The 21,385-nt window shown below is 33.6% G+C and carries 20 protein-coding genes; 10 read left to right on the forward strand and 10 right to left on the reverse strand.

The window, feature by feature from the left end; all coding sequences use genetic code 11:
* The first annotated feature begins 132 nt into the window (after positions 1-132).
* Both A0O34_RS08590 and ypfJ read left to right on the forward strand, forming a co-directional pair.
* On the forward strand, positions 133-2,211 hold the full coding sequence (locus A0O34_RS08590; RefSeq protein ID WP_066753754.1) for an LTA synthase family protein: 2,079 nt from the start codon (positions 133-135) through the stop codon (positions 2,209-2,211).
* Positions 2,212-2,313: 102 nt separating this feature from the next.
* A complete protein-coding gene (gene ypfJ / locus A0O34_RS08595) occupies positions 2,314-3,177 on the forward strand; it encodes a KPN_02809 family neutral zinc metallopeptidase (protein ID WP_066753756.1) in 864 nt (287 codons plus the stop codon).
* 52 nt (positions 3,178-3,229) lie between these two features.
* Here the strand turns inward: ypfJ and A0O34_RS08600 are convergent, their stop codons facing one another.
* Both A0O34_RS08600 and A0O34_RS08605 read right to left on the reverse strand, forming a co-directional pair.
* A complete protein-coding gene (locus A0O34_RS08600; protein ID WP_066753758.1) occupies positions 3,230-4,099 on the reverse strand; it encodes a GLPGLI family protein in 870 nt (289 codons plus the stop codon).
* 7 nt (positions 4,100-4,106) lie between these two features.
* Positions 4,107-5,045 (reverse strand): GLPGLI family protein, encoded by a 939-nt coding sequence (locus A0O34_RS08605; RefSeq protein ID WP_066753760.1) that lies wholly within the window; start codon positions 5,043-5,045, stop codon positions 4,107-4,109.
* 214 nt (positions 5,046-5,259) lie between these two features.
* Between A0O34_RS08605 and A0O34_RS08610 the strand changes: the two genes are divergently transcribed.
* From A0O34_RS08610 to sufD, 5 genes are all read left to right on the forward strand, one after another.
* Positions 5,260-5,589 (forward strand): HesB/IscA family protein, encoded by a 330-nt coding sequence (locus tag A0O34_RS08610; RefSeq protein WP_066753763.1) that lies wholly within the window; start codon positions 5,260-5,262, stop codon positions 5,587-5,589.
* A gap of 82 nt (positions 5,590-5,671) precedes the next feature.
* Positions 5,672-7,120 (forward strand): Fe-S cluster assembly protein SufB, encoded by a 1,449-nt coding sequence (gene sufB, locus A0O34_RS08615; RefSeq protein WP_054512335.1) that lies wholly within the window; start codon positions 5,672-5,674, stop codon positions 7,118-7,120.
* A 146-nt stretch (positions 7,121-7,266) separates the two neighbouring features.
* A complete protein-coding gene (locus A0O34_RS08620) occupies positions 7,267-7,653 on the forward strand; it encodes a GxxExxY protein (RefSeq protein ID WP_066753765.1) in 387 nt (128 codons plus the stop codon).
* Positions 7,654-7,770: 117 nt separating this feature from the next.
* On the forward strand, positions 7,771-8,514 hold the full coding sequence (gene sufC / locus A0O34_RS08625; protein ID WP_066753767.1) for a Fe-S cluster assembly ATPase SufC: 744 nt from the start codon (positions 7,771-7,773) through the stop codon (positions 8,512-8,514).
* Positions 8,515-8,633: 119 nt separating this feature from the next.
* Positions 8,634-9,941 carry a Fe-S cluster assembly protein SufD gene (sufD, locus tag A0O34_RS08630; RefSeq protein WP_066759588.1) on the forward strand — a complete coding sequence of 436 codons (1,308 nt, stop codon included), beginning with the start codon at positions 8,634-8,636 and terminating at the stop codon, positions 9,939-9,941.
* 66 nt (positions 9,942-10,007) lie between these two features.
* Here sufD and A0O34_RS08635 read toward each other — a convergent pair whose 3' ends face one another.
* Entirely contained in the window at positions 10,008-10,931 is a 924-nt protein-coding gene (locus A0O34_RS08635) for a DUF3078 domain-containing protein (protein ID WP_066753769.1), read from the reverse strand.
* 233 nt (positions 10,932-11,164) lie between these two features.
* Entirely contained in the window at positions 11,165-12,091 is a 927-nt protein-coding gene (locus A0O34_RS08640) for a DUF3078 domain-containing protein (RefSeq protein WP_066753770.1), read from the reverse strand.
* A gap of 267 nt (positions 12,092-12,358) precedes the next feature.
* On the opposite strand from A0O34_RS08640, the gene A0O34_RS08645 reads away from it, so the two are divergent.
* The 3 genes from A0O34_RS08645 to gdhA all read left to right on the forward strand — a co-directional run bounded on the left by A0O34_RS08645 (position 12,359) and on the right by gdhA (position 15,823).
* A complete protein-coding gene (locus tag A0O34_RS08645) occupies positions 12,359-13,126 on the forward strand; it encodes a rhomboid family intramembrane serine protease (protein WP_066753771.1) in 768 nt (255 codons plus the stop codon).
* A gap of 38 nt (positions 13,127-13,164) precedes the next feature.
* The gene (gene dprA, locus A0O34_RS08650) at positions 13,165-14,274 is read left to right on the forward strand and encodes a DNA-processing protein DprA (RefSeq protein ID WP_066753772.1); all 1,110 of its coding nucleotides are present in this window, start codon (positions 13,165-13,167) and stop codon (positions 14,272-14,274) included.
* A 190-nt stretch (positions 14,275-14,464) separates the two neighbouring features.
* Positions 14,465-15,823, forward strand: coding sequence for an NADP-specific glutamate dehydrogenase (gdhA, locus tag A0O34_RS08655; protein WP_066759590.1), 1,359 nt, complete (start codon positions 14,465-14,467; stop codon positions 15,821-15,823).
* A 160-nt stretch (positions 15,824-15,983) separates the two neighbouring features.
* On the opposite strand, the gene A0O34_RS08660 is transcribed toward gdhA, so the two are convergent.
* The 6 genes from A0O34_RS08660 to A0O34_RS08680 form a co-directional block, all read right to left on the reverse strand.
* Positions 15,984-16,952, reverse strand: coding sequence for a tetratricopeptide repeat protein (locus tag A0O34_RS08660; RefSeq protein ID WP_157885983.1), 969 nt, complete (start codon positions 16,950-16,952; stop codon positions 15,984-15,986).
* Positions 16,945-19,125 carry a glycoside hydrolase family 19 protein gene (locus A0O34_RS08665; protein WP_066753776.1) on the reverse strand — a complete coding sequence of 727 codons (2,181 nt, stop codon included), beginning with the start codon at positions 19,123-19,125 and terminating at the stop codon, positions 16,945-16,947. The genes A0O34_RS08660 and A0O34_RS08665 overlap by 8 nt, the downstream gene beginning before the upstream one ends.
* A gap of 4 nt (positions 19,126-19,129) precedes the next feature.
* Positions 19,130-19,276 carry a hypothetical protein gene (locus tag A0O34_RS22330; protein WP_157885984.1) on the reverse strand — a complete coding sequence of 49 codons (147 nt, stop codon included), beginning with the start codon at positions 19,274-19,276 and terminating at the stop codon, positions 19,130-19,132.
* 138 nt (positions 19,277-19,414) lie between these two features.
* Positions 19,415-19,747: a hypothetical protein gene (locus A0O34_RS08670; protein WP_066753778.1), complete on the reverse strand. Its 333-nt coding sequence runs from the start codon at positions 19,745-19,747 to the stop codon at positions 19,415-19,417.
* A gap of 119 nt (positions 19,748-19,866) precedes the next feature.
* The gene (locus A0O34_RS08675; protein ID WP_066753780.1) at positions 19,867-20,355 is read right to left on the reverse strand and encodes a YkgJ family cysteine cluster protein; all 489 of its coding nucleotides are present in this window, start codon (positions 20,353-20,355) and stop codon (positions 19,867-19,869) included.
* Positions 20,356-21,327, reverse strand: coding sequence for an ion channel (locus A0O34_RS08680; protein WP_066753782.1), 972 nt, complete (start codon positions 21,325-21,327; stop codon positions 20,356-20,358).
* Between the last annotated feature and the right edge of the window lie 58 nt (positions 21,328-21,385).

Below are 21,385 nucleotides of genomic sequence, written 5' to 3' on the forward strand. Positions count from 1 at the left end.
TCTGATACTTATTTTTTAATGGTAAATTAACCATTTATAAAACTCCTAATAATTAAGATGTTTACGTATTTTTTATTAAATGATTGTGAACAAAAAGTATCTTTGCGAAAAATCAACTTATAATTCAACCAGATGATTACTCAAAAAATTAAACCTTTTTTATATTTAGGTATTTTTTACCTTATAGTTTCATTAGTTATAAGACTCGTTTTCTTATTTCATCCCATAACAACCGCAAGTTTTGGATTTTTTGAGATAATTAAAGTATTATCGATCGGAATTATTAATGACATTTTTGTGTTCACCATTGCGAGTGTGTTCTTAGCACTGTACTTTTTATTTCTATCAAATTCGAAGTACGATAAGCCTTACGGACATATCATATTAGGAATACTTATACTTATTTTCCTTTACATCCTCGTTATTCCCAACAATATTTTCAAACAATATGGAGGCTCAATTGCAGAGATTGCCCTCGCTTTTATTGGGTTAAAAATACTCTTCTTTGGATTAATGCTTTTCTTACCTGGCAAAAGAATTCAGATCAGAAATGTTCTTTACTTTATCATATTGTTTTTGTATTCGGTAATCATCATTTTCAATGCGGTAAGTGAGTATTTCTTTTATAATGAATTTGGTTTGAGATACAATTTCATCGCTGTAGATTATCTTATTTACACCAACGAAGTTATCGGAAACATCATGGAAAGTTATCCTGTTGTTCCTTTATTCCTTTCTATTTTTGCTGTTGGACTTGCCATCACGTTCTTCATTTATAGAAAAACAAGAAAAGAACTTCTGGATCTTCCAAATTTGAAACAGAAATTCATTTTATTAGGTTCTTTCATTCTGTTGGTTGCTGTAAGTTTATTCGGATTAAGTTTTACAACGAAAATAACCTCTCCGAATGTCTTCGCAGAAGAAATTGAAGCCAACGGATTACCTAAATTTTACTGGGCGTTTACCCACAACGAACTTGATTATTTTCAGTTTTATCCTAAAATAGATCAAAAATTAGCTGAAAAGAATTTCTTAAGTGAATTTTCTACTCCGGCTTTAACAAGAAATATCACCTCAGAACAGCCTGAATTAAAGAAAAATGTAGTTTTAATTTCCATTGAAAGTCTATCCGCAGATTTTATGGAACATTATGGGAACACAGAAAAGCTAACTCCATTTTTGGATAGTCTGGCAGATAAATCGATGATGTTTACCAATCTGTATGCTACAGGAAACAGAACCGTTCGTGGTTTGGAAGCATTGACACTTTGTATTCCTCCAACAGCCGGAGAAAGTATCATTAAAAGAGAAAATAATAAGAATAAATTCACAACCGGAAGTGTTTTCAAATCTAAAGGTTATGATGTGAAATTTTTATATGGCGGATACAGTTATTTCGACAATATGCAGGATTTCTTTACCGGAAACGGATATGGAATTGTAGACAGAGATAATTTTAAACCAGAAGAAATTTCTTTTGCCAATGTTTGGGGCGTTGCCGATGAAGATATGGCTAAAAAAGCAATTCAGGTGATGAATGCTGAAGCAAAATCAGGAAAGCCGTTCTTTAATCACTGGATGACCGTTTCCAATCACAGACCGTTTACCTATCCTGACGGAAGAATTGATATTCCCGGAAATGCAAAATCCCGTGAAGGCGGAGTAAAATATACAGACTATTCGCTTAGAAAGTTCTTTGAAATGGCTAAAAAACAAGATTGGTACAAAAATACAGTCTTCGTAATTATCGCTGATCATTGTGCTTCCAGCGCAGGAGACACAGAATTACCGATGGATAAATATAAAATTCCTGCAATGGTTTATTCTGAAGGATTTATTCAACCTCAAAAATTTGATAAACTGATGTCTCAGATCGATGTAATGCCAACTGTTTTTGGTTTATTAAATTTTAATTATCAATCTAAATTCTTGGGTCAGGATGTCTTAAAAAGTGAATTTCAGCCTAAAGCTTATATTGCAACGTATCAGGATCTTGGATTTGTGAAAGATGATCATTTAACGATCATTTCGCCTGTAAGAATTATCAGACAATATTCTGTGAAACAAAAACCGGGTAAATTATCACCTCAATTCAATATTTATTATGATGAGAATATTTTAAAAGATCATAATCAAAAACTTGTTGATGAAACAATTTCCGCTTATCAGTCTACTTCTTATTGGTTAAAAAACAATCAGTTGAATCGTTAATTTTGGTTACAGAAAATATTTTTATTGATAATTTTTCATGTAAATATTTAATGTTAATATTAATTTTATATTTTTAACTTTACTAACAAAATTAAACACATTATGAAATGGACAGACGATAGAGGTGGCAACGTTGAAGACCGTCGCGGAGGCGGTGGACGCAGTGGCGGTGCAATTGTAGGCGGCGGACTTGGAACTTTAATTATTGCCGCTATCATCTTCTTTCTGGGAGGAGATCCTTCAAGCATATTAAGCTCCGGCAGCATGTCTTCACCACAAACTCAGACCGAACAACGGGAACTAAGTGCCAACGACAAGAAAATTGGAGAAATGGTCGACATGATGGGAAAATGGAATATCCTAACATGGGATCAGGTTTTCAAGGAAAATGGCATGACTTATACTCCTCCAAAGATCATTCTTTTTACAGAAACTACTCAATCCGGTTGTGGAACTGCGCAATCTGCGATGGGACCTTTTTATTGTCCTGCAGATCAGTCGGTTTACATGGATATGAGTTTCTTTAATGAGTTACAGCAACGATTTGGCGCACAAGTTACTGAATTCACGATTGCTTACGTTTTGGCTCACGAAGTTGGTCACCACGTACAGACTCTTTTAGGAACAACTCAAAAAGTTGATGCCTTGAGAAGAAGCGGAAGATATTCTGAAACCGAAATGAACAGAGTTTCTGTTGCAACCGAATTACAGGCTGATTTCTATGCCGGAGTTTGGGCTAAGAAAACAGATTCTAGAGAACATATTTTAGAACCCGGAGATATTGAGTCTGCCATTGAAGCTGCACAAGCTGTTGGAGACGATAATATTCAGAAAAGATCTCAGGGATATGTAAATCAGGAAAGTTTTACGCATGGCTCATCTGCACAGCGTAAAGAATGGTTTATGAAAGGGTATACTACCGGAGACATCAGACAAGGTGATACTTTCAACCAACTTTTAAAATAAATTAATCCTTATAAAAATTAAAAACCCTGAAGAAGTTCTTCAGGGTTTTGTTTTATTTCAATTCTATCGGATTGCTGTTATTTTTAGCTTCCTCTTTTATTCTGTCTTCCATTCTTTTTCTCATTTCGGCAGGATTTTGATTTCCGCCACGGCCATTTCCGCCGCCTGATCTTGGTGAAGCAATTCCTCCACCACCTATTCTGGTTTGTGAAAATCCGCCACCTTGTTGGCTCATGAATGACATAGGATCGGTTCTATATTTTTCCTGTTGTTTTAAATAATCTGCTCTTTTTACTTTAATCGTATTTCCAAATTGATTCATCGTTGGAAAATCGGCGATTTTATAGTTTTTCATTAAGTCAAAAGAATATTCTCCTTGAGCGTCTTCCACTTTTACAATCAATCCAGGAAGTCCTGTAAATTTGTACGGTCCATCCTGATAAGGTAAATCTGTTGTAAACCAAGCCGTCCATTTTCTTCCAGCAAAATCAGTTTCAGCTTTTTGTACTTTATATTCTCCGATTTTTGTTGTTTCGGGAAGGATTTTCCAGCTTAAAGGACGATCTTCTTCGTAAGAATAGTTATCTCGACCTATTCTGTCTTTAAAGAATGTCTTTTGGTTGGTTTTATCTTTTTCTATTGAATAATTAATACTTGAACGTAAACCTTCCATCTGGTCTCTGTTAAAACCCCTTGCACCACCGCTTTGAAAGTTTTGCTGCATGATAGAATCTCTTTTCAATCTGTTTTCAGAATAGAACATTGATTTTTCTGCTGAAATGTCTAAGTATGCGTTTTCGGTTTTTATATCAGTTTTGTTTGCTGCATCCGGTTTCATGGTTACCTGATACACAAATCTGTTGGCTTGTGCATAGATATTCTGCATGAATAATGCTAAAGCAATGATTCCTATTTTTTTCATTTTAAATTTATTTTAATTCAATTGGGTTTTGGTTAATATTGTTTTTAAAAGAAGTATTTTCTGTGTTAGTGCTTTGCATTGATGGATTATTACCGTCCATTCCTCCTCTGTGAGACATTCCTTCACCACCACCTAAGTGATTGCCGCCTCTCATTCCGCCCATTCCGCCGCCATGTTTTCCGCCACCGCCGTTAAAACTTTGCATTCCATCTCCATTACTACCCAGTCTTTTGTTTTTTATAAATTCTAGCTCCAATGCGGCTTTATCTCCATTAAAATTTACTCTTGTACTTAGCTTGACATCAGAACTAATGGGTTCTTCAAAAGCATTTTTAACTATAATTTTCTTAATAAGATCGAATTTATAATCGCCTTTATCATCTTCTAATTTCACAATTAGTCCAGGTAAGCCAGAAAGTTTGTAGGGGCCGTCAGAAATCGCAATATCTTTTGTGAACCATGCCGTCCAAACTCTCCCTCCAAAATTGGCAACTGCTTTTTGGGACGGATACCCATTCTGTTTCTCTGTAACATCTGTTATCTCCCACTTTACAGGTCTGTCTTCCTGATAATAAATTTGCTTCCCGACTACTCTATCGTAATAATAAACTTTCTGTCCAGGAATATCTTTAGTTATATAATATTCAAAAAAAGTAGGCTCAACATGTTTTTTGATTCCGAGTTTTGAAAAATCTTTTTCTTCTTTTTTAATATCTTTTTTTTCGTCAAGTTTAAATGTCGAGAATAAAGAATCTTTAATTAATTTATTCTCACTGATAAATAAAGATCGATTGTCTTTAATATCCAAAAAAGTTTTTTCATTCTTTAGGCTTACCAGATTAATTGAATCCGGATTCACCGAAGTTTCATAAATGTATCTTGTAGTCTGTCCGTAAGACATTGTTACCAAAAACAGCGCTAAAAAAACAAGTACTTTATTTTTCATTATTATTTCTTTTATAGATAAAAAATCCTATTCAAAGTTAAATCAAAAACAGAGTTTCCTGATTTGTGATAGAAAATTTATACAATTTTAACATTAACAATCATATCGATAATCAACTTAATAAGATTAGAATCATTAAAATAGATAGCTTCAATTTGAGATTGCGGAAATTAGTTCGTATTTTTGCAAGATTAAATCATTCTAAATAAATACAATGATAAAAGTATCAGACCAAGCAAAGGCAAAAGCTATCCAACTTATGACGGAAGATGGCTTCAACCCTGCTGAAGATTATATAAGAGTAGGGGTAAAAAGTGGAGGATGTTCTGGTTTAGAGTATGTTTTGGGATTCGACAATCAAAAAGCAGACACAGATCAGATTTTTGAAGATAACGACGTAAAAATTGTTGTTGAGAAAAAAGCTGTCCTTTATCTGGCAGGAACAATTCTTGAGTATTCAGGAGGATTAAACGGAAAGGGGTTTGTTTTTAACAATCCTAATGCATCCAGAACGTGTGGTTGTGGAGAGAGTTTTTCTTTATAATTAGAAGTTAGAAATATGAGGTTAGAAGTTAGCACATTGCGAATTTTTAACATCTGAAATTTAACCTCTAAAATCTATTAAAATGAGTAAATATACTGAAGACGACTTGAGGGTCGATTTAGAAAATAAAAAATACGAATTCGGTTGGGAAACAAAGATCGATTATGAAGATTTCCCGATTGGTTTAAATGAAGATATCGTTCGTGCTATTTCTGCTAAAAAAGAAGAGCCGGAATGGATGACTGAATGGCGTTTGGAGTCTTATAGAATTTGGCTAAAGATGACTGAGCCAGATTGGGCAAACATTAAATATACAAAACCAGATTTTCAAGCCATAAAATATTACGCTGCTCCGAAAGTAAACGCTGAATTGGCAAGCTTAGATGAAGTAGATCCTGAATTATTGGCAACTTTTGCAAAATTAGGAATCAATATTGAAGAACAAAAAAGACTTTCAGGAGTTGCTGTAGATATTGTAATAGATTCAGTTTCTGTTAAAACGACCTTTCAGGACACGTTAATGGAAAAAGGAATTATTTTCTGTTCAATTTCTGAGGCGATTAAAAATCACCCGGATCTTGTTAAGAAATATCTTGGTAAAGTAGTTCCTAGAGGAGATAACTTTTATGCAGCCCTAAATTCCGCAGTATTTTCTGACGGAAGTTTCTGCTATATTCCAAAAGGCGTAAGATGTCCAATGGAATTGTCTACGTATTTCCGTATCAATCAAGCAGGAACAGGTCAGTTTGAAAGAACGATCGTTATCGCCGATGAAGGAAGTTATGTATCTTATCTTGAAGGCTGTACAGCTCCGTCAAGAGACGAAAACCAGCTTCACGCTGCCGTTGTAGAACTTATCGCAATGGATGGCGCTGAAATTAAATATTCAACCGTTCAAAACTGGTATCCAGGAAATGAAGAAGGAAAAGGAGGTGTTTTCAATTTTGTAACGAAAAGAGGACTTTGCGAAAGAAATGCAAAAATCTCTTGGACTCAGGTTGAAACAGGTTCTGCCGTTACTTGGAAATATCCGTCTTGTATCTTGAAAGGTGATAACTCAATTGGGGAATTCTACTCTATTGCGGTTACCAACAACCACCAATATGCAGATACAGGGACAAAAATGATCCACATTGGTAAAAATACCAGATCAACGATCATTTCTAAAGGAATCTCTGCAGGAAAATCTCAGAATTCATACAGAGGATTGGTAAAAGTAATGCCTTCTGCAAAAGGAGCGAGAAATTTCTCTCAGTGTGATTCTTTACTAATGGGTAACGAATGTGGTGCACACACCTTCCCTTACATTGAAATTAAAGACCCTACAGCTCAGTTAGAGCACGAGGCTACGACTTCAAAAATCGGTGAAGATCAGATTTTCTACTGTAACCAAAGAGGTATTGATACGGAAAGAGCAATTGCTTTGATCGTAAACGGTTTCAGTAAAGAAGTTTTAAATAAATTACCAATGGAATTCGCTATTGAAGCGCAGAAATTGTTGGAAATTTCATTAGAAGGATCAGTTGGGTAATTTTTATCGCAAGGTTAGACTAAGATTTTTTAGTTGCTAATTATTTATTTTAAAGATAAACAAAGGCGCTAACGCTTAGGAAAGTAATACAAGTTTTAAATTGCATTCCTACAATTAACTTGTGTATCTTTGCGAAAATTACACAAATGACCGAAAATGAAATTTCAAAGATTGTCTTTGAAAGTGGATTAAAAATCTATAGAAAATTAGGAATTGGATTATACGAAAGTATTTATGAAGAATGTCTTTTCTATGAATTAAAGAAATCAGATGTAAAAGTTGAAAGACAAAAACCTCTGAACATCCAATACGAAGAACTATTGCTGGAAAATGCTTTTAAAATGGATTTATTAATTGAAAACAAAGTTGTTTTAGAAATTAAATCCGTTGAAAATTTAAATAATTTTCATGCAGCACAATTAAAAAATTATTTAAGACTTGGAGACTATAAACTTGGAATGTTGATAAACTTCAACTCCCAACTGTTTAAAAATGGTGTCATGAGAATAGCAAACGGTCTTGATAAATTTTAGATATAAATTAAGAATAAGAAATAGTATTTCATTGATAAGCGTTAGCGCCTTTGTTTATCTTAAAAAAGCAAAGGAGATTAAAAAATCTTAGTCTAACCTTGCGATAAACTTGAACATATGTTAAATATAAAAAACTTGCACGCCAAAATTGCAGATGGCGCAGAAATTTTAAAAGGTATCAATCTAGAAATAAAACCGGGTGAAGTTCATGCGATCATGGGACCAAACGGAGCCGGAAAATCTACTCTTTCTTCTGTAATTGCAGGAAAAGAAGAGTATGAAGTTACAGACGGAGAAATTCTTTTTCAAGGTGAGAATATCATTGAAGATGCTCCGGAAGACAGAGCGCACAAAGGTATTTTCCTTTCTTTCCAGTATCCTGTGGAAATTCCTGGGGTTTCGGTAACCAACTTTATCAAAGCTGCTTTAAACGAAACCAGAAAAGCAAACGGATTGGAAGACATGTCTGCAAAAGAGATGTTAGCAATGATTCGTGAGAAGTCTGAGCAGTTGGGAATTAAAAAAGATTTCCTTTCTAGATCATTAAATGAAGGTTTTTCAGGAGGTGAAAAGAAAAGAAACGAGATCTTCCAAATGATGATGCTTAACCCAAAATTGGCTATTCTTGATGAAACAGATTCAGGATTAGACATTGACGCGTTGAGAATCGTTGCAGATGGGGTAAATACATTCAAAAATGAAGGAAATGCAGTTCTTTTGATTACCCACTATCAAAGATTGCTTAACTATATTCAACCTGATTTTGTACACGTTTTAGCAGACGGAAAGATCATCAAAACAGGAGACAAATCTCTTGCTTTAGAGCTTGAAGAGAAAGGTTACGATTGGCTTCTTAATTAAGAAGAAAAAGTTTTTAGCTAAGATTTTATCAATTTTAACTAAAAAACAAAGCGGAAAAACCGCAGTATTATTACAATATTCAAATATATAAAAAAGGTGTGATGGCCGAAATCGCAGTAATGGCTTTATACGATCAAATTATTGACAACCACGGTGAATTTTTGGAAGGTCTTCGTCACAGATTTCTGGATGAAGATAGAAAATCTGCTCTTCAAAAGTTTGAAAGCATTGGTTTTCCTACCAAAAAGGACGAAGAATATAAATATACCAACATCAAAGAGATCACGGAGAAAAACTATAACTTTTTCCCGAAAGAAAGTCACAATATTACTAAAGAGCAATTCGACGAATTGCATTTAGGAGAAGAAAATTTTGACTGGATCGTTTTTGTAAACGGTAAACTTCATAAAGAATTATCTAAAGTTTCTATCGAAAACGTAGAATTCTTATCATTCAATTACGCTTTGAATGACGAGAATCACAAAGAAGTTTTTGATAAATATTTTAATACAATTGCTGACGGAAATTCGGCTTTTACAGATTTAAATCTTGCATACTGCAAATATGGTTTCTTTCTGAAAGTTCCGAAAAATGTAGTGATTGAAAAACCAATCCATGTTTTCTATATTTCTCAAAATCAAGAAGAAAACACATTCTACAACACAAGAAACCTGTTGATCGTAGAAGATGGAGCTAAAGTGGAAATTATTGAAAGTCACCACAATTTTGATGATACATTTGTATTGACAAATTCTGTAACGGAGATTTTCACCTATCCAAATGCAAAAGCAGATTGGCATAAACTTCAAAACGATAACCATACGTCTTATCTTGTTGACAGCACTTTTGCAAAACAGGAAAAAGACAGTTTAACAACGGTAAACACGTTCACTTTCGGAGGTAAATTGGTTAGAAATAACCTTGATTTTATTCATAATGGATCAAACATTAATTCATTCATGAACGGAATCACAATTATTGGGAAAGACCAATTGGTAGACCACCACACGGCGGTTCATCATAAGACTCCCAACTGTGAAAGTTACCAGAATTATAAAGGTATTTTCAAAGATAATGCTCACGGAGTATTTAACGGAAAAGTTTTTGTTGATAAAATCGCTCAGAAAACGAATGCATATCAGCAAAATAACAACGTTTTATTAAGCGAAGGTGCTACAATTGATACAAAACCTCAGTTAGAGATTTTCGCAGACGATGTGAAGTGTTCTCACGGCTGTACGGTTGGACAATTGAATGAAGATGCATTATTTTATCTAAGAGCAAGAGGTATTTCTAAAAAAGAAGCACAAGCTTTATTGTTATATGCGTTTGCTAATGATGCAATGCAGAATATCGATATTGAACCTCTTAAAGAGAAAGTTTCAAAACTTTTGGCAGAGAAACTAAACGTAGACATAGAGTTCTAAAAATAAATTGATACATAAAAAAGCACTTCAAATTGAAGTGCTTTTTTGTTTTTTACAGAAATTAGATTATTTCTTCATCCAAGACTGATTATCCTTTTTCTCAGAACGCTTCTTCCCATTATCCAAATTATAGGCAAAACCAACTCCTAAAGTCTGCTTCAACTGAGTTTTTCTGATCTGATTATGATCATACAATACATCCACTGTAATATTTGAAGAGATAAACTTGTTGATTTTCATATTAAGAACTGCTCCATAAGCAAGAACTAATCTTTCGGGATGGTCTATATAATTTGAAAATACAGAAGCTGTATTCGTAAGATTAATATTTTCCATCAGTTTCACTTTATAAATTGCCGTTCCCAAGAAACCGAACTGGAAAAGTGAAGAATCTCCGTCATTTTTTAAACCATAACTTCCTGCATACTGTAAATCTTCATCCAAAACAAAAGTTATTCTGGCATTTGCAGGACGAAGCGTCATCGTAAAATTATCATTAGGACGGTAAGTTACACCAACACCAACATTTACATATCCCGGAGCCATAAAATTGGAAATTTTCTTTGCGTCAGGATTGTTTCCATCTTCATAACCTCCCGCAAACTGGGTTTGCAAACTTGCACCTCCGGAAAGATACCAGTTCTTTCTAAATTCTCTCCCGTAGTTGGTTGAAAGATTAATAACATCCTGCGTTTTTCTTGTTCCGACACCCTTTGTATTGTTCTGTCCGTAGCCAAGAATTACGATGTTTTCCCAAAGATCCTTGCCTTTTTCATAGGTCATGTTGTAATTAACTCCGGCAAGCCAACCAACGTTATTGGCTCCTCCGCCTACCCAATTTGAAAAGGCAGCCTGATTTAGCATTAAAGTATTTTGCCCCTGAATAGACCAAGATTTTGTAGTATCTACGACTGGTGCATCAGCTTTTGTTTCCTGTGCAGCCGCACTTATTCCAAGAGAAATGGAAATTAGTAATAAACTTTTTTTCATAGTTTGAAGGATTTTATTAACACAAAAATATAAATATAATTTTTGTTAAAAAACAAATCACTCAATTTTGACATAAATATTCATTACATAATACTTTATTTATCTGAACGTTAAATCATATTTAACTTAAATTTTAAAGCTTGAACTTAAATCTACTTAAAAAGCAACTTTATTTAAAATCAAAAAAAGCAACCCATTTCTGAATTGCTTTTCAATATGCTATTTCCAGCATTCTATTTTTTAAGCCACCATTGACTGTCTTTTCTGTCGGACCTTTTTACCCCATTATTAAGAGTGTAAGCAAGACCAATTCCTAATGTCTGCTTCAACTGCGTTTTTTGAATCTGATTATGGTCATACAAAACATCTACAGTTACATTTGAAGATAAAAATTTGTTCACTTTTAAGTTTAAAACAGCTCCATAAGCAACAACTAATCTGTCCGGATGATCAAGATAATTTGAGAACACGGAAGCGGTATTTGTAAGACTTACATTCTCCATCAATTTCACTTTATACAAAGCTGTTCCCAGAAAACCGAACTGTAATAAAGAGGAATCACCGTCCTGTTTCAAACCGTAGTTTCCTGCAAGTTGAAGCTCTTTATCAAGAACCAAAGTCCATCTCGCATTGGCAGGACGCATTGTAACGGTAAGATTATCATTCGGTCTATATGTGATACCCAAACCAAAGTTCAGATATCCAGGAGCCATAAAATTGGATATTTTTTTAGCTTCAGGATTATTTCCGTCTTCATATCCTGCTGCAAACTGAGTAAGTAAACCCGCACCACCAGACAAATACCAGCTTTTTGAAAACTGCCTTCCATAATTGGTAGAAATATTAATAACATCCTGAGTCTTTCTCATTCCGATACCTTGGGTATTATTTTGTCCGTAATTTAAGACTATAATATTCTCCCAAAGATCCTTGCCTTTTTCGTAGGTAATGTTGTAATCAGTTCCTGCAAGCCAACCAACATTGTTAGCTCCACCGCCGACCCAGTTTGAAAAGGCAGCCTGATTAAACATCAATGAATTTTTACCTAAAACAGACCAGTGTTTTACTGTATCTACTACAATCGTATCTTTCTTTAATTCTTCCTGAGCTTTTGCATATAATCCAACAAAACCGGAAAGAACCAATAAAAACTTCTTCATTCTTTAAGATTTTCATTTACAAAAATATCAATATAATTTTGGTTGAAACAAACCTGTCCCAACATGAATCTTCTCAACACCGTATTTTTTCAGCATTAACATACTAAAACTAAGCCAGTTTGTAAATTTCAATGACAAAAAATTTTGTTTAAATTTTAAAACTGATTAAAATCATAGCGTTTTGTCTTAAAATAATTGAGGATCAATGAAATCATCGCCAAATTTTCCGAAATTTATCCTTGGCGTTTCATTTGACGTAAGATATTCATGTTTAAAAATGTAATTTCCAAAAGAGCTATTCTATATCCACTGCTAATGCTTGCTGCAATGTGGTTCGGCTACTTTTTACAGATGCAGGGCTTTTTTGAAAGTTGCTTTGGAGCGATCATTCCTTTATTGCCAGAAGGTTTATTGGGAATCGTCACCTCTCCTCTTTTACACGGAAATCTGGATCATATCATAGGAAACTCGATTCCAATTGCGGTGCTGATGTTTCTTTTATATCAATTCTATCCTCTAGTAGCTAATAAAGTCTTTATTTTAGGCTGGCTGGCGACAGGTCTTTTAGTTTGGCTGTTACCGCCAGTTGATATTTCTACCGGCGAATATATTTATACATGTACTATCGGAGCAAGCGGTGTTGTGTATGTTTTGGCTTTTTTCCTTTTTTTCAGCGGTGTTTTTAAATGGGAAATGAAACTTTTGACAATCTCCTTATTAGTCGTTTTATATTATGGAAGTTTAATCTGGGGAATGTTTCCTGAAGAAATGTTCTACAATCTACAGGAACCCAGCAAAATCTCTTGGCAGGCGCATCTTTCCGGAGCGGTTGTAGGAAGTATTATTGCTTTTGCATTTAAAAAAGTAGGAGAAAAAAAGAAGAAATATATTTGGGAATTTCCTAATTATTACAGTGAAAAAGATGATAAACTTTGGCAGGAATACAAAGAAAACCATCCCGATGATTTCTTAGAATTACCTTATAAAAAAAGAGACGATATTTGGGATCATTTGGATGAATTAAGGACAAAATAAAACTAATTTTTCTACATTTGTGACATAAAACAACACAAATGTATTCTGAAGAACAACTCTACTCCATCGCTTTACGCGAGTGTAATCTTATTGGTGACATTAATTTTCTCAAGCTTGTCCGAACATTTGGAACTGCGAAAAATGCTTGGGAAAATGCAAAAAAAGAATATAATAAAGTAGACGGCATTGGCAGAAAAACAGTTTCAGAAATTGGAAATCACGCTTATTTGGAATTTGCAGAAAAAGAACTTAAATTTTGCGAAAACAATAAAATTCAAATAAGATTAAGACATCTGAATCAACTTCCAAGATTATTGAATGAATGTGATGACGCTCCGGCTATTCTTTATCAAAAAGGAAACTTTGATGATTCTTTAGAAGCAGTGAGCGTTGTCGGGACGCGAAACATGTCACTTTACGGTAAACAATTTATACAGGATTTTTTCGAAGAAACAAAATCGGGTAATTACATTTCCGTGAGTGGTTTGGCGTTGGGTGTTGATAAAGAAGTTCATGAGCAATCTATTCAAAATCAAATAGCTACAGTTGCAGTTTTAGCGCATGGATTTCATACTTTGTATCCGGCAAAAAATAGAAAACTGTCTGAAAAAATCATTGAAAATAATGGCGCTTTATTTACGGAATTCAATTCTTCAAGAAAACCGGATAGAGAAAATTTCATCCAAAGAAACAGAGTCGTTGCCGGCATTTCTCCCGCAACAATTGTTGTAGAAACAGCTTTTGGAGGAGGCTCAATAAGCACTGCAACGTTTGCAAACAATTATAACCGAGAAGTTTTTGCCCTTCCCGGAAAAATCACAGATAAATACAGTCAGGGCTGTAATCAACTGATTTTTCAGCATAAAGCGAGTGCAATTTCAACGATTAAAGATCTTATTAATTCATTGGATTTTAATAAGTCGTATCATAAAACTGAGGAATTATTTCCGCGCAGTAAAGAAATCATTCAATTAACTGAAAATCAAAAAGTAATCTATAATTCCATTATTGAAAATCCACAAATAACTTTGGATGATCTTGCCCAGAAAATATCATTGCCTTCACACAAAATTTTGCCTGTAATTTTAGAATTAGAGCTTTTGGGGAAAGTGAAATCGTATTCCGGGAGGCAATTTACAGCAATTTGAGATTTAACTATTTCTTAATATTGCATTATTTCACACATAACATTTAATTTTCAACAAGATTTGAACCTAAATTATGGATTTAATAATATTTCGCCCCGTTATTATTAAATTTTCAGCAATTATTAAATAAGGTGTTGTGAATTTCGAAAAAAAAATTAAATTTGTTGACAATAATATTCAACCTTACTATATGGAACAATATAATATTGACCAGAAAATTCAGGAGTTTATTGCAAAAATAGAGGCAAAAAACCCTAACGAGCCAGAATTTTTACAAGCTGTAAAAGAAGTTGCTGTGACTGTAATTCCGTTTATTATGACCAAAAAGGAATATACGGGAATGAAACTTCTAGAAAGAATGGCGGAAGCTGAAAGAATCATTATTTTCAGAGTTCCATGGGTTGACGATAAAGGAGAAATCCAGGTAAACAGAGGTTTCAGAATTCAGATGAACTCTGCGATCGGGCCATACAAAGGAGGAATCCGTTTCCATCCTACGGTAAACTTGTCAGTTCTTAAATTCTTAGCTTTCGAACAAGTATTCAAAAACTCATTAACTACTCTTCCGATGGGAGGTGGTAAAGGAGGTTCAGACTTCGATCCACAAGGAAAATCTGATATGGAAGTTATGCGTTTCTGCCAAGCTTTCATGACAGAATTATGTAAGCATATCGGTCCTGAAACGGACGTTCCTGCAGGAGATATCGGAGTTGGAGCAAGAGAGATCGGATATTTATTCGGACAGTACAAGAAAATCAAAAACGAATTTACAGGAGTATTGACTGGTAAAGGTCTTGCTTACGGAGGTTCATTGATCCGTCCTGAAGCTACAGGTTACGGTGTTGTTTACTTCGCTGAGCAGATGCTTAAAACGATCGGCCAAACTTTCAAAGATAAAACGGTAAGTGTTTCAGGTTTCGGAAACGTAGCTTGGGGAGTTATCAAAAAAATATCTGAACTAGGAGGAAAAGTAGTAACTATTTCCGGACCAGATGGATATATTTATGATAAAGACGGAATCGATGGAGATAAAATCGATTATTTATTAGAGCTTAGAAATTCAGGAAACAACAGAGCTGAGGATTATGCTAAAAAATATCCTTCTGCACAGTTCTTCGCTGGAAAACGTCCTTGGGAAGTGAAGTGTGATGTTGCCATCCCTTCTGCAACTCAAAACGAACTAGACTTAGAAGATGCAAAATTATTGGTTGAAAACGGATGTCTTTGTGTAACTGAAGCTGCAAACATGCCTTCTACACTAGACGCTATCAACTATTTCTTAGACAACAAAGTATTATTCTCTCCTGGTAAAGCGTCTAACGCTGGTGGTGTAGCTACTTCAGGATTAGAAATGACTCAAAACTCTATCCGTCTAAACTGGACTTCTGAGGAAGTTGATGCTAGACTGAAAGAAATTATGATCGGAATTCATAAAGCTTGTAGAGACTACGGAAAAGAGGAAGACGGCTATGTAAACTACGTAAAAGGCGCAAATATCGCCGGCTTCGTGAAAGTTGCAGAAGCAATGTTAGCTCAAGGAGTAGTATAAAAATATAAAGGTTGGGAAATTTTCCCGACCTTTTTTGATACAGCCTGTTCCCGGGATTATAAATGGGAAAAAAGTAAAAAGTGAAAGGAGAAAGCGTTGATTTATTTCAACGCTTTTTTTGTTTTTGTTAAATGAAAAATACTTTTAACTTGTCTGATTTTTATTTAGATCTTTCATAAACACGTTTAGGAATCTTGTTTAAATCTTTATTTTGAATTTTCATTAAATCTATATATTTTTGATATGCTTCTCTTGCTTTTTGTTGATTATCGAACTCCCAATAAGCATCTCCAAGATTGATATAAGAGACTATACGATCTGGAAATTTATTGACGATTTCTTTTAACAAAAATATTGAACCAATGGAACCATCTTTTGTATACATGTTATAAAAAGCTAAATCATTATAATTATTCAAGTTGTTTTCTTGAAGAGGAAAAAAATATAATAATTCAGTTATGCTATCTAGATCAATTCCATTTATGTTTTTAATAGTTTTATTGAGATAATTTTTTTTAAATAAATTAAGTTTTTCATTGAAAAGATTGAGATTTTGAGATTTTGAATCCTCTATTTCTTTAGAATAAACTAATTTATTATTTGCTGATTTTTCTCCGTTAATACTTTCAGATAAATCATTTAGATTCAGATTTATTATAGGTATAAAATCATCGTCGACAGTAGAAACTAATGTTTTATATAAAAACCAATTATTATTTAAATATTTATAATTATATGTTTCTGTTGTTTTAAAATTTCCACAACAAGAAGATCCAATTATTATTTCTCCAACTTTACCATTTGAGACAAAAAAATTCTCAATAGGATTTTCAACTTCGCTAAAATCATCATTAGTAATTGTGATTGATTTTATTTTTTTAAATTGGTTTTGATAAGATCCTAAATAAATACTAAGCTCTTTTTCCTCAGACGGTTTAGTATTTATTTCAATATAATCTATTATATTATCGTTGTTAAAATAACCATGTATTGTATCTGTGATATTTTTTTGAGAAATATTCTGGATAGATATTTCTTTATTGTTTGAATTTAAAACTTTTTGAGGTTCTGTCTTTTTACAATAGATAAACTGTAAAAGAACAATCATAGAGATTATATATCTATTCATTTTCTAATTCTTTTATTCTTTTTAACGATGCTTTTCTAATATTTACAAATTTTTTAACCTTTCCGGCTATGGTTTTTGTATATACTAAATCTGAAAAATGTATAAGCTTTTGTATACTATAATAATTAGTTGTTGAATCTGCTTCATCAGTCAGTTCTACGAATCTTTTATATCCTTCTAATGCTAGATGTTTACTTTTTCTACATCCGTCTTTGCTAAATTTTGGATCATGCCAAAGCCCCCATGCAAATGATGCTTTTTTATCTTCATAAGTCTTACTGCTTTTAAATTTATATTCTGTCGTTTTTCCATCATTATTAACACAGTTTGAATATAATATTTTAAAACCTCTTTTTACATTTTCTAGTCTATCATCTATATGATTAAACCCACCATTTACCCTATAAGTAATATAAATAAAATCATTACTTTCCGCATGAGTATTGAGTATAGCATGCTTATCCCAGAACCAACCAGCTGAATATACTGCATATGGAGATTTTGTCACCTTATCTCTTGCTAAACTTGAAGAAGTTACATCCTCTCCAATTGCTCTTTCAAATGCCAAATAATTTGGTTTTGTTGTAAGCTGTATTAATCCTCTTCCATGCCATCCTCCATATTTCGCTAAATATTCAGAATTTCCTTGTTCAACATTATATCTAAAACTTCCTGACTCATGAATTACTTGTGCAAAAAAATGTATCTTTTGCAGACAAGTATTAATATTGAATTTTTTAAAGGTTATATTAAAGCCCTCAAAATATTTATCAATATTAGTTACTTTTGCATAAGGAGCAATATTTTTTAATTCTTCTTTTGTGATATTATTATTACACGAACATTTTCCATTAGACTTTTTTTCTTCTTTTTTCTGATCTGCTTTTTTAGCTTTCACACCCGAAGTACTCACCCCAGTCTCCACTTTAATCTTAGGCGCAGAATCATTCACATTAATCACCTCAGAATCTACACTTTGTCCTGCATATTCTATCTCTAAAAAATATTCCTGTTCACTACCTTCTTTAAAATCATCACCTTTTTTGCGCATTTCATTGGTGAGATTAATGGTTGCGTAACTTTCATCTCCACCTAAAACATAATTATTCTCATAAACCAATTGATCTGAAATATCATCTTCCCATATTTTCAGTTTTATGGTTTTTCCTTTCATGTCTTTGGAAATGATTTTGGCTTTTACCTGCGTTCCAAACTTCATGTTTTGGTAAGGTTTTCCCAAAAAGTCTACGAACTCAACACTTATAATTTTCCCTTTTGGATCAGAAGCCTTAGTTTTTGCCTTTGGAGTTATAGGTGTTTTATAAGTATCCTTTTTTGGAGTTGGTGGTGGTGGAGTCGGACGTTTATTTACCTTTGGCTTTTGTGTATCTTTCTGTTTCTGTACTTTATCTTCTTCTATCTTTTTTAGAATATCTTCCATGCTTACTGGCGTCAAAGAAGAAGAATCTACTTTTATATTTACATTATTGCTGGCTTCAAGTTTTCCGTAATAATCTGCTGTTACATAATATTCATGGTTCTTACCTTCACTTTTATCACCTTTAGCTAATTGCATATTGGCAATCATTGATGCCTGAGTATAAAAAGCCATATTGAATTTTACTTCAGCCTTACCTCTTTTTACAGTTGCAGGAATTGGAACAGGATTTATTCTATTGATCTCATTGATTTTGTTATGCCCAGATTTTAGAGCATCGTCTTCCCAAAGAGTGAAGTGAAGTTTTTCACCTTCCATTTCTGTACATTGAGCTCTTGCGATTAAGATATCAAAATAATGCAGGGGTTTTGTAACTTTATTATAATTAACATCCAGAAGGTCTATTTTTAGAATTTTGGGTTGTCCAGCTTTCCTTGTTTTAATAATTAATTCTCCTTTGTCGTTTCCTTTTGTTACGACAAGTTTTATTCCTTCTCTCCAAAGACTGTTTTGTGTGAAAGTATAAGATATATTATCACCTTTTTTGGTGTTTTCAGATGTTTTACGCCATTTTCCGTGTTCCAGTATGAGAACTTGCCATTCTGCTTTTTCAACTGAGTTTAGAAACAGTGGATTTTCTACTGTAAAATTAGGTGCATGCTGAAAGATACTGTAATGTATTTCTTTTCCTATTTCGGGATTTGTATTTCCTGTAATAATTAAATTATTTGCCATCACCTTAGTTCTTTAACAGATTATAATCGTGAATAACTTTAGAATCAGCCTTTAGAATATAAAGAACTTTATGCAGATAATTGCTGTGTGGATATTGATTAGATGCAAAGGTCAATGAGGCATCCTCCTTGCGGGTCATGTTTTCTATCATTTGTGTGTGTTTATTAAAATCAAATTTAAAAAAATAATCAATATATAATTCTTTTTTTGGTGAAAACTATAAAAGTTCACAAAAAAAATCCTGAAATATTACATTCCAGGATTTTCATTGATTATAAAAGACTATTTTCTACTTTGCTTTTTTTCTTTTAGACTTTTTCTCTTCTTTCGTTGCGTCTGCTGGCTTCGTAGCCTCCATGCTCGTATCTGCTGTTACCGTTGCCGTTGCATCAGCGGTAGTTGCCGTTGTTGCTGCACCATCAATTGTTGTCGTTGCAGTGGTTGTACTTGGTGTAGTTGCAGTTGCTCCTTGTGTAGCCGTAGCTGTATTCCAAGATCCTTGAGTCTGAGCTTGAGTTGATGTTTGGTTATTCGTTTCCGCAGGCTTTTGCGTTGCTGTTTGAGCCGATACCGCGATTACTCCGACTAATGTAAACGCTGCTGTTAAGATTAACTTCTTCATAATATAAATTTTAAATGGTTGTTTAATACTTTTAAAACGACCCACATTCCATTAATATTATATCTAAAATCCTTATTTAACGTACTTTATAACTCTTTAAGACGAATTGGGATTATAAATTATTTTTCCAAATTTTTCATAATTCGTTCAACAAATTCAAAGGCTGCGGGACAGATTACGGTATTTTTCATCATTAAATCATTAATCTGGTAAATCTTTTTACGATCTGTGTGCGGATATTCTCTGCAAGCTTTAGGTCGAACATCATAAATTGAACACGTATTATCACCATTCAGAAAAAAACATGGCAGATTTTGTAAAACTTTATCGTCATCTTCATCTACACGCAGAAATTTAGCCTCGAAATCAGCCGGTTTCATACGCAGATGTTTTGAAATTCGCTCGATATCTTTTTCTGTATATAAAGGACCTGTAGTTTTGCAACAGTTAGCACATTGTAGACAATCTACCTTTTCAAAAACCTCTTCATGGGTTTCCTGAACGACATAATCAAGGTTCTTGGGCGGTTTTTTCTTTAATCCGTCCAGAAATTTTTTATGCTCTTTCTGTTTCAGTAAAGCCTGTTTCTTGTAAAATTCTAAATTCATTTATAATTGTTCTTCCACCAAAATGGGAAGATCTACTTTTTCATATTCATTAATTTTATCCAAATCTAAAACGGTTGTAAGATTTTCTTTGCTTGGATAATACATCTTAGTAAATTTCGCTCCATAAATAATTTCTCTCGAAACATATGAAGATCTCTGCACCACGGTATTTGAAAACACTTCATCAAATGCACGCACATGAACGATAATTTCAATATTAATATTCTTAAAATCATCCTCAGAGAAGCCATAAAACGGTGAATTTTCGTCTATTTTATGCACAACCGTCCAATTGAGCGCCAAGGTGTTGATCTTGCCTAATTGAGTGTCTAATCTGTAAAAATTATTCTTCGCCACTCCATCCTCAATCACTTCAATTGCCGTTGATAGAATAACTTCAGCATCCGTTAATGCATTATTTTTATACGGTGCTAATCTGAACATCAAAGCCGTCGTATCCTGAAAAGGAGCAATCACCGTAATGTCAGAAAATTTAAGATATGCCCTAGGTCTCGAAAATCTACCGTAAAATAAACCCGTTGCGATTGCAAAGGTAAGTAATCCTAAAAAGGCTTCAAAAGTCGCCACCAAACTCGCTGTAAAGCCAACCGGAGCAATTCTTCCGTATCCAACAGTGGTAAAAGTCTGTGAACTAAAGAAAAACACATCAATAAATTCGTTTAACGGATCACTTTTATCAATTCCCGTAAGATGTTCTACTCCAATCAAATAATAGATCATCGCAAAAACGATATTGATCAAAATATACGCAACAACTAGATACGTCAGAAACCGAAATGTCGATAAATTAAGCATCGTATGATACCAGCTCAATCTATTAAAGACATTAACGCCTTTTCTCTGTACATTCGGAAGCCCATCTTTATTGATGAATCTTCCCGAAGCACTATTTCCAAAACCACTATTTTCAGTGTTTTTCTGTGGAATTTTTTGTCTGAATCCTCTTGCCATTTTTTTAAATCATTTTTGTTTTTTTGTTGGCTTGATTTTCTACAGCTTTTTTTGGCGC

Origin of the sequence: Chryseobacterium glaciei (assembly GCF_001648155.1) — a bacterium.
Lineage (GTDB): Bacteria > Bacteroidota > Bacteroidia > Flavobacteriales > Weeksellaceae > Chryseobacterium > Chryseobacterium glaciei.

Bases quoted from the DNA above. Each gene is read 5' to 3' on its own strand.
- A0O34_RS08590 (WP_066753754.1), top strand. From the start codon at position 133: ATGATTACTCAAAAAATTAAACCTTTTTTATATTTAGGTATTTTTTAC.
- ypfJ (WP_066753756.1), top strand. From the start codon at position 2,314: ATGAAATGGACAGACGATAGAGGTGGCAACGTTGAAGACCGTCGCGGA.
- A0O34_RS08600 (WP_066753758.1), bottom strand. From the start codon at position 4,099: ATGAAAAAAATAGGAATCATTGCTTTAGCATTATTCATGCAGAATATC.
- A0O34_RS08605 (WP_066753760.1), bottom strand. From the start codon at position 5,045: ATGAAAAATAAAGTACTTGTTTTTTTAGCGCTGTTTTTGGTAACAATG.
- A0O34_RS08610 (WP_066753763.1), top strand. From the start codon at position 5,260: ATGATAAAAGTATCAGACCAAGCAAAGGCAAAAGCTATCCAACTTATG.
- sufB (WP_054512335.1), top strand. From the start codon at position 5,672: ATGAGTAAATATACTGAAGACGACTTGAGGGTCGATTTAGAAAATAAA.
- A0O34_RS08620 (WP_066753765.1), top strand. From the start codon at position 7,267: ATGACCGAAAATGAAATTTCAAAGATTGTCTTTGAAAGTGGATTAAAA.
- sufC (WP_066753767.1), top strand. From the start codon at position 7,771: ATGTTAAATATAAAAAACTTGCACGCCAAAATTGCAGATGGCGCAGAA.
- sufD (WP_066759588.1), top strand. From the start codon at position 8,634: ATGGCTTTATACGATCAAATTATTGACAACCACGGTGAATTTTTGGAA.
- A0O34_RS08635 (WP_066753769.1), bottom strand. From the start codon at position 10,931: ATGAAAAAAAGTTTATTACTAATTTCCATTTCTCTTGGAATAAGTGCG.
- A0O34_RS08640 (WP_066753770.1), bottom strand. From the start codon at position 12,091: ATGAAGAAGTTTTTATTGGTTCTTTCCGGTTTTGTTGGATTATATGCA.
- A0O34_RS08645 (WP_066753771.1), top strand. From the start codon at position 12,359: ATGTTTAAAAATGTAATTTCCAAAAGAGCTATTCTATATCCACTGCTA.
- dprA (WP_066753772.1), top strand. From the start codon at position 13,165: ATGTATTCTGAAGAACAACTCTACTCCATCGCTTTACGCGAGTGTAAT.
- gdhA (WP_066759590.1), top strand. From the start codon at position 14,465: ATGGAACAATATAATATTGACCAGAAAATTCAGGAGTTTATTGCAAAA.
- A0O34_RS08660 (WP_157885983.1), bottom strand. From the start codon at position 16,952: ATGAATAGATATATAATCTCTATGATTGTTCTTTTACAGTTTATCTAT.
- A0O34_RS08665 (WP_066753776.1), bottom strand. From the start codon at position 19,125: ATGGCAAATAATTTAATTATTACAGGAAATACAAATCCCGAAATAGGA.
- A0O34_RS22330 (WP_157885984.1), bottom strand. From the start codon at position 19,276: ATGATAGAAAACATGACCCGCAAGGAGGATGCCTCATTGACCTTTGCA.
- A0O34_RS08670 (WP_066753778.1), bottom strand. From the start codon at position 19,747: ATGAAGAAGTTAATCTTAACAGCAGCGTTTACATTAGTCGGAGTAATC.
- A0O34_RS08675 (WP_066753780.1), bottom strand. From the start codon at position 20,355: ATGAATTTAGAATTTTACAAGAAACAGGCTTTACTGAAACAGAAAGAG.
- A0O34_RS08680 (WP_066753782.1), bottom strand. From the start codon at position 21,327: ATGGCAAGAGGATTCAGACAAAAAATTCCACAGAAAAACACTGAAAAT.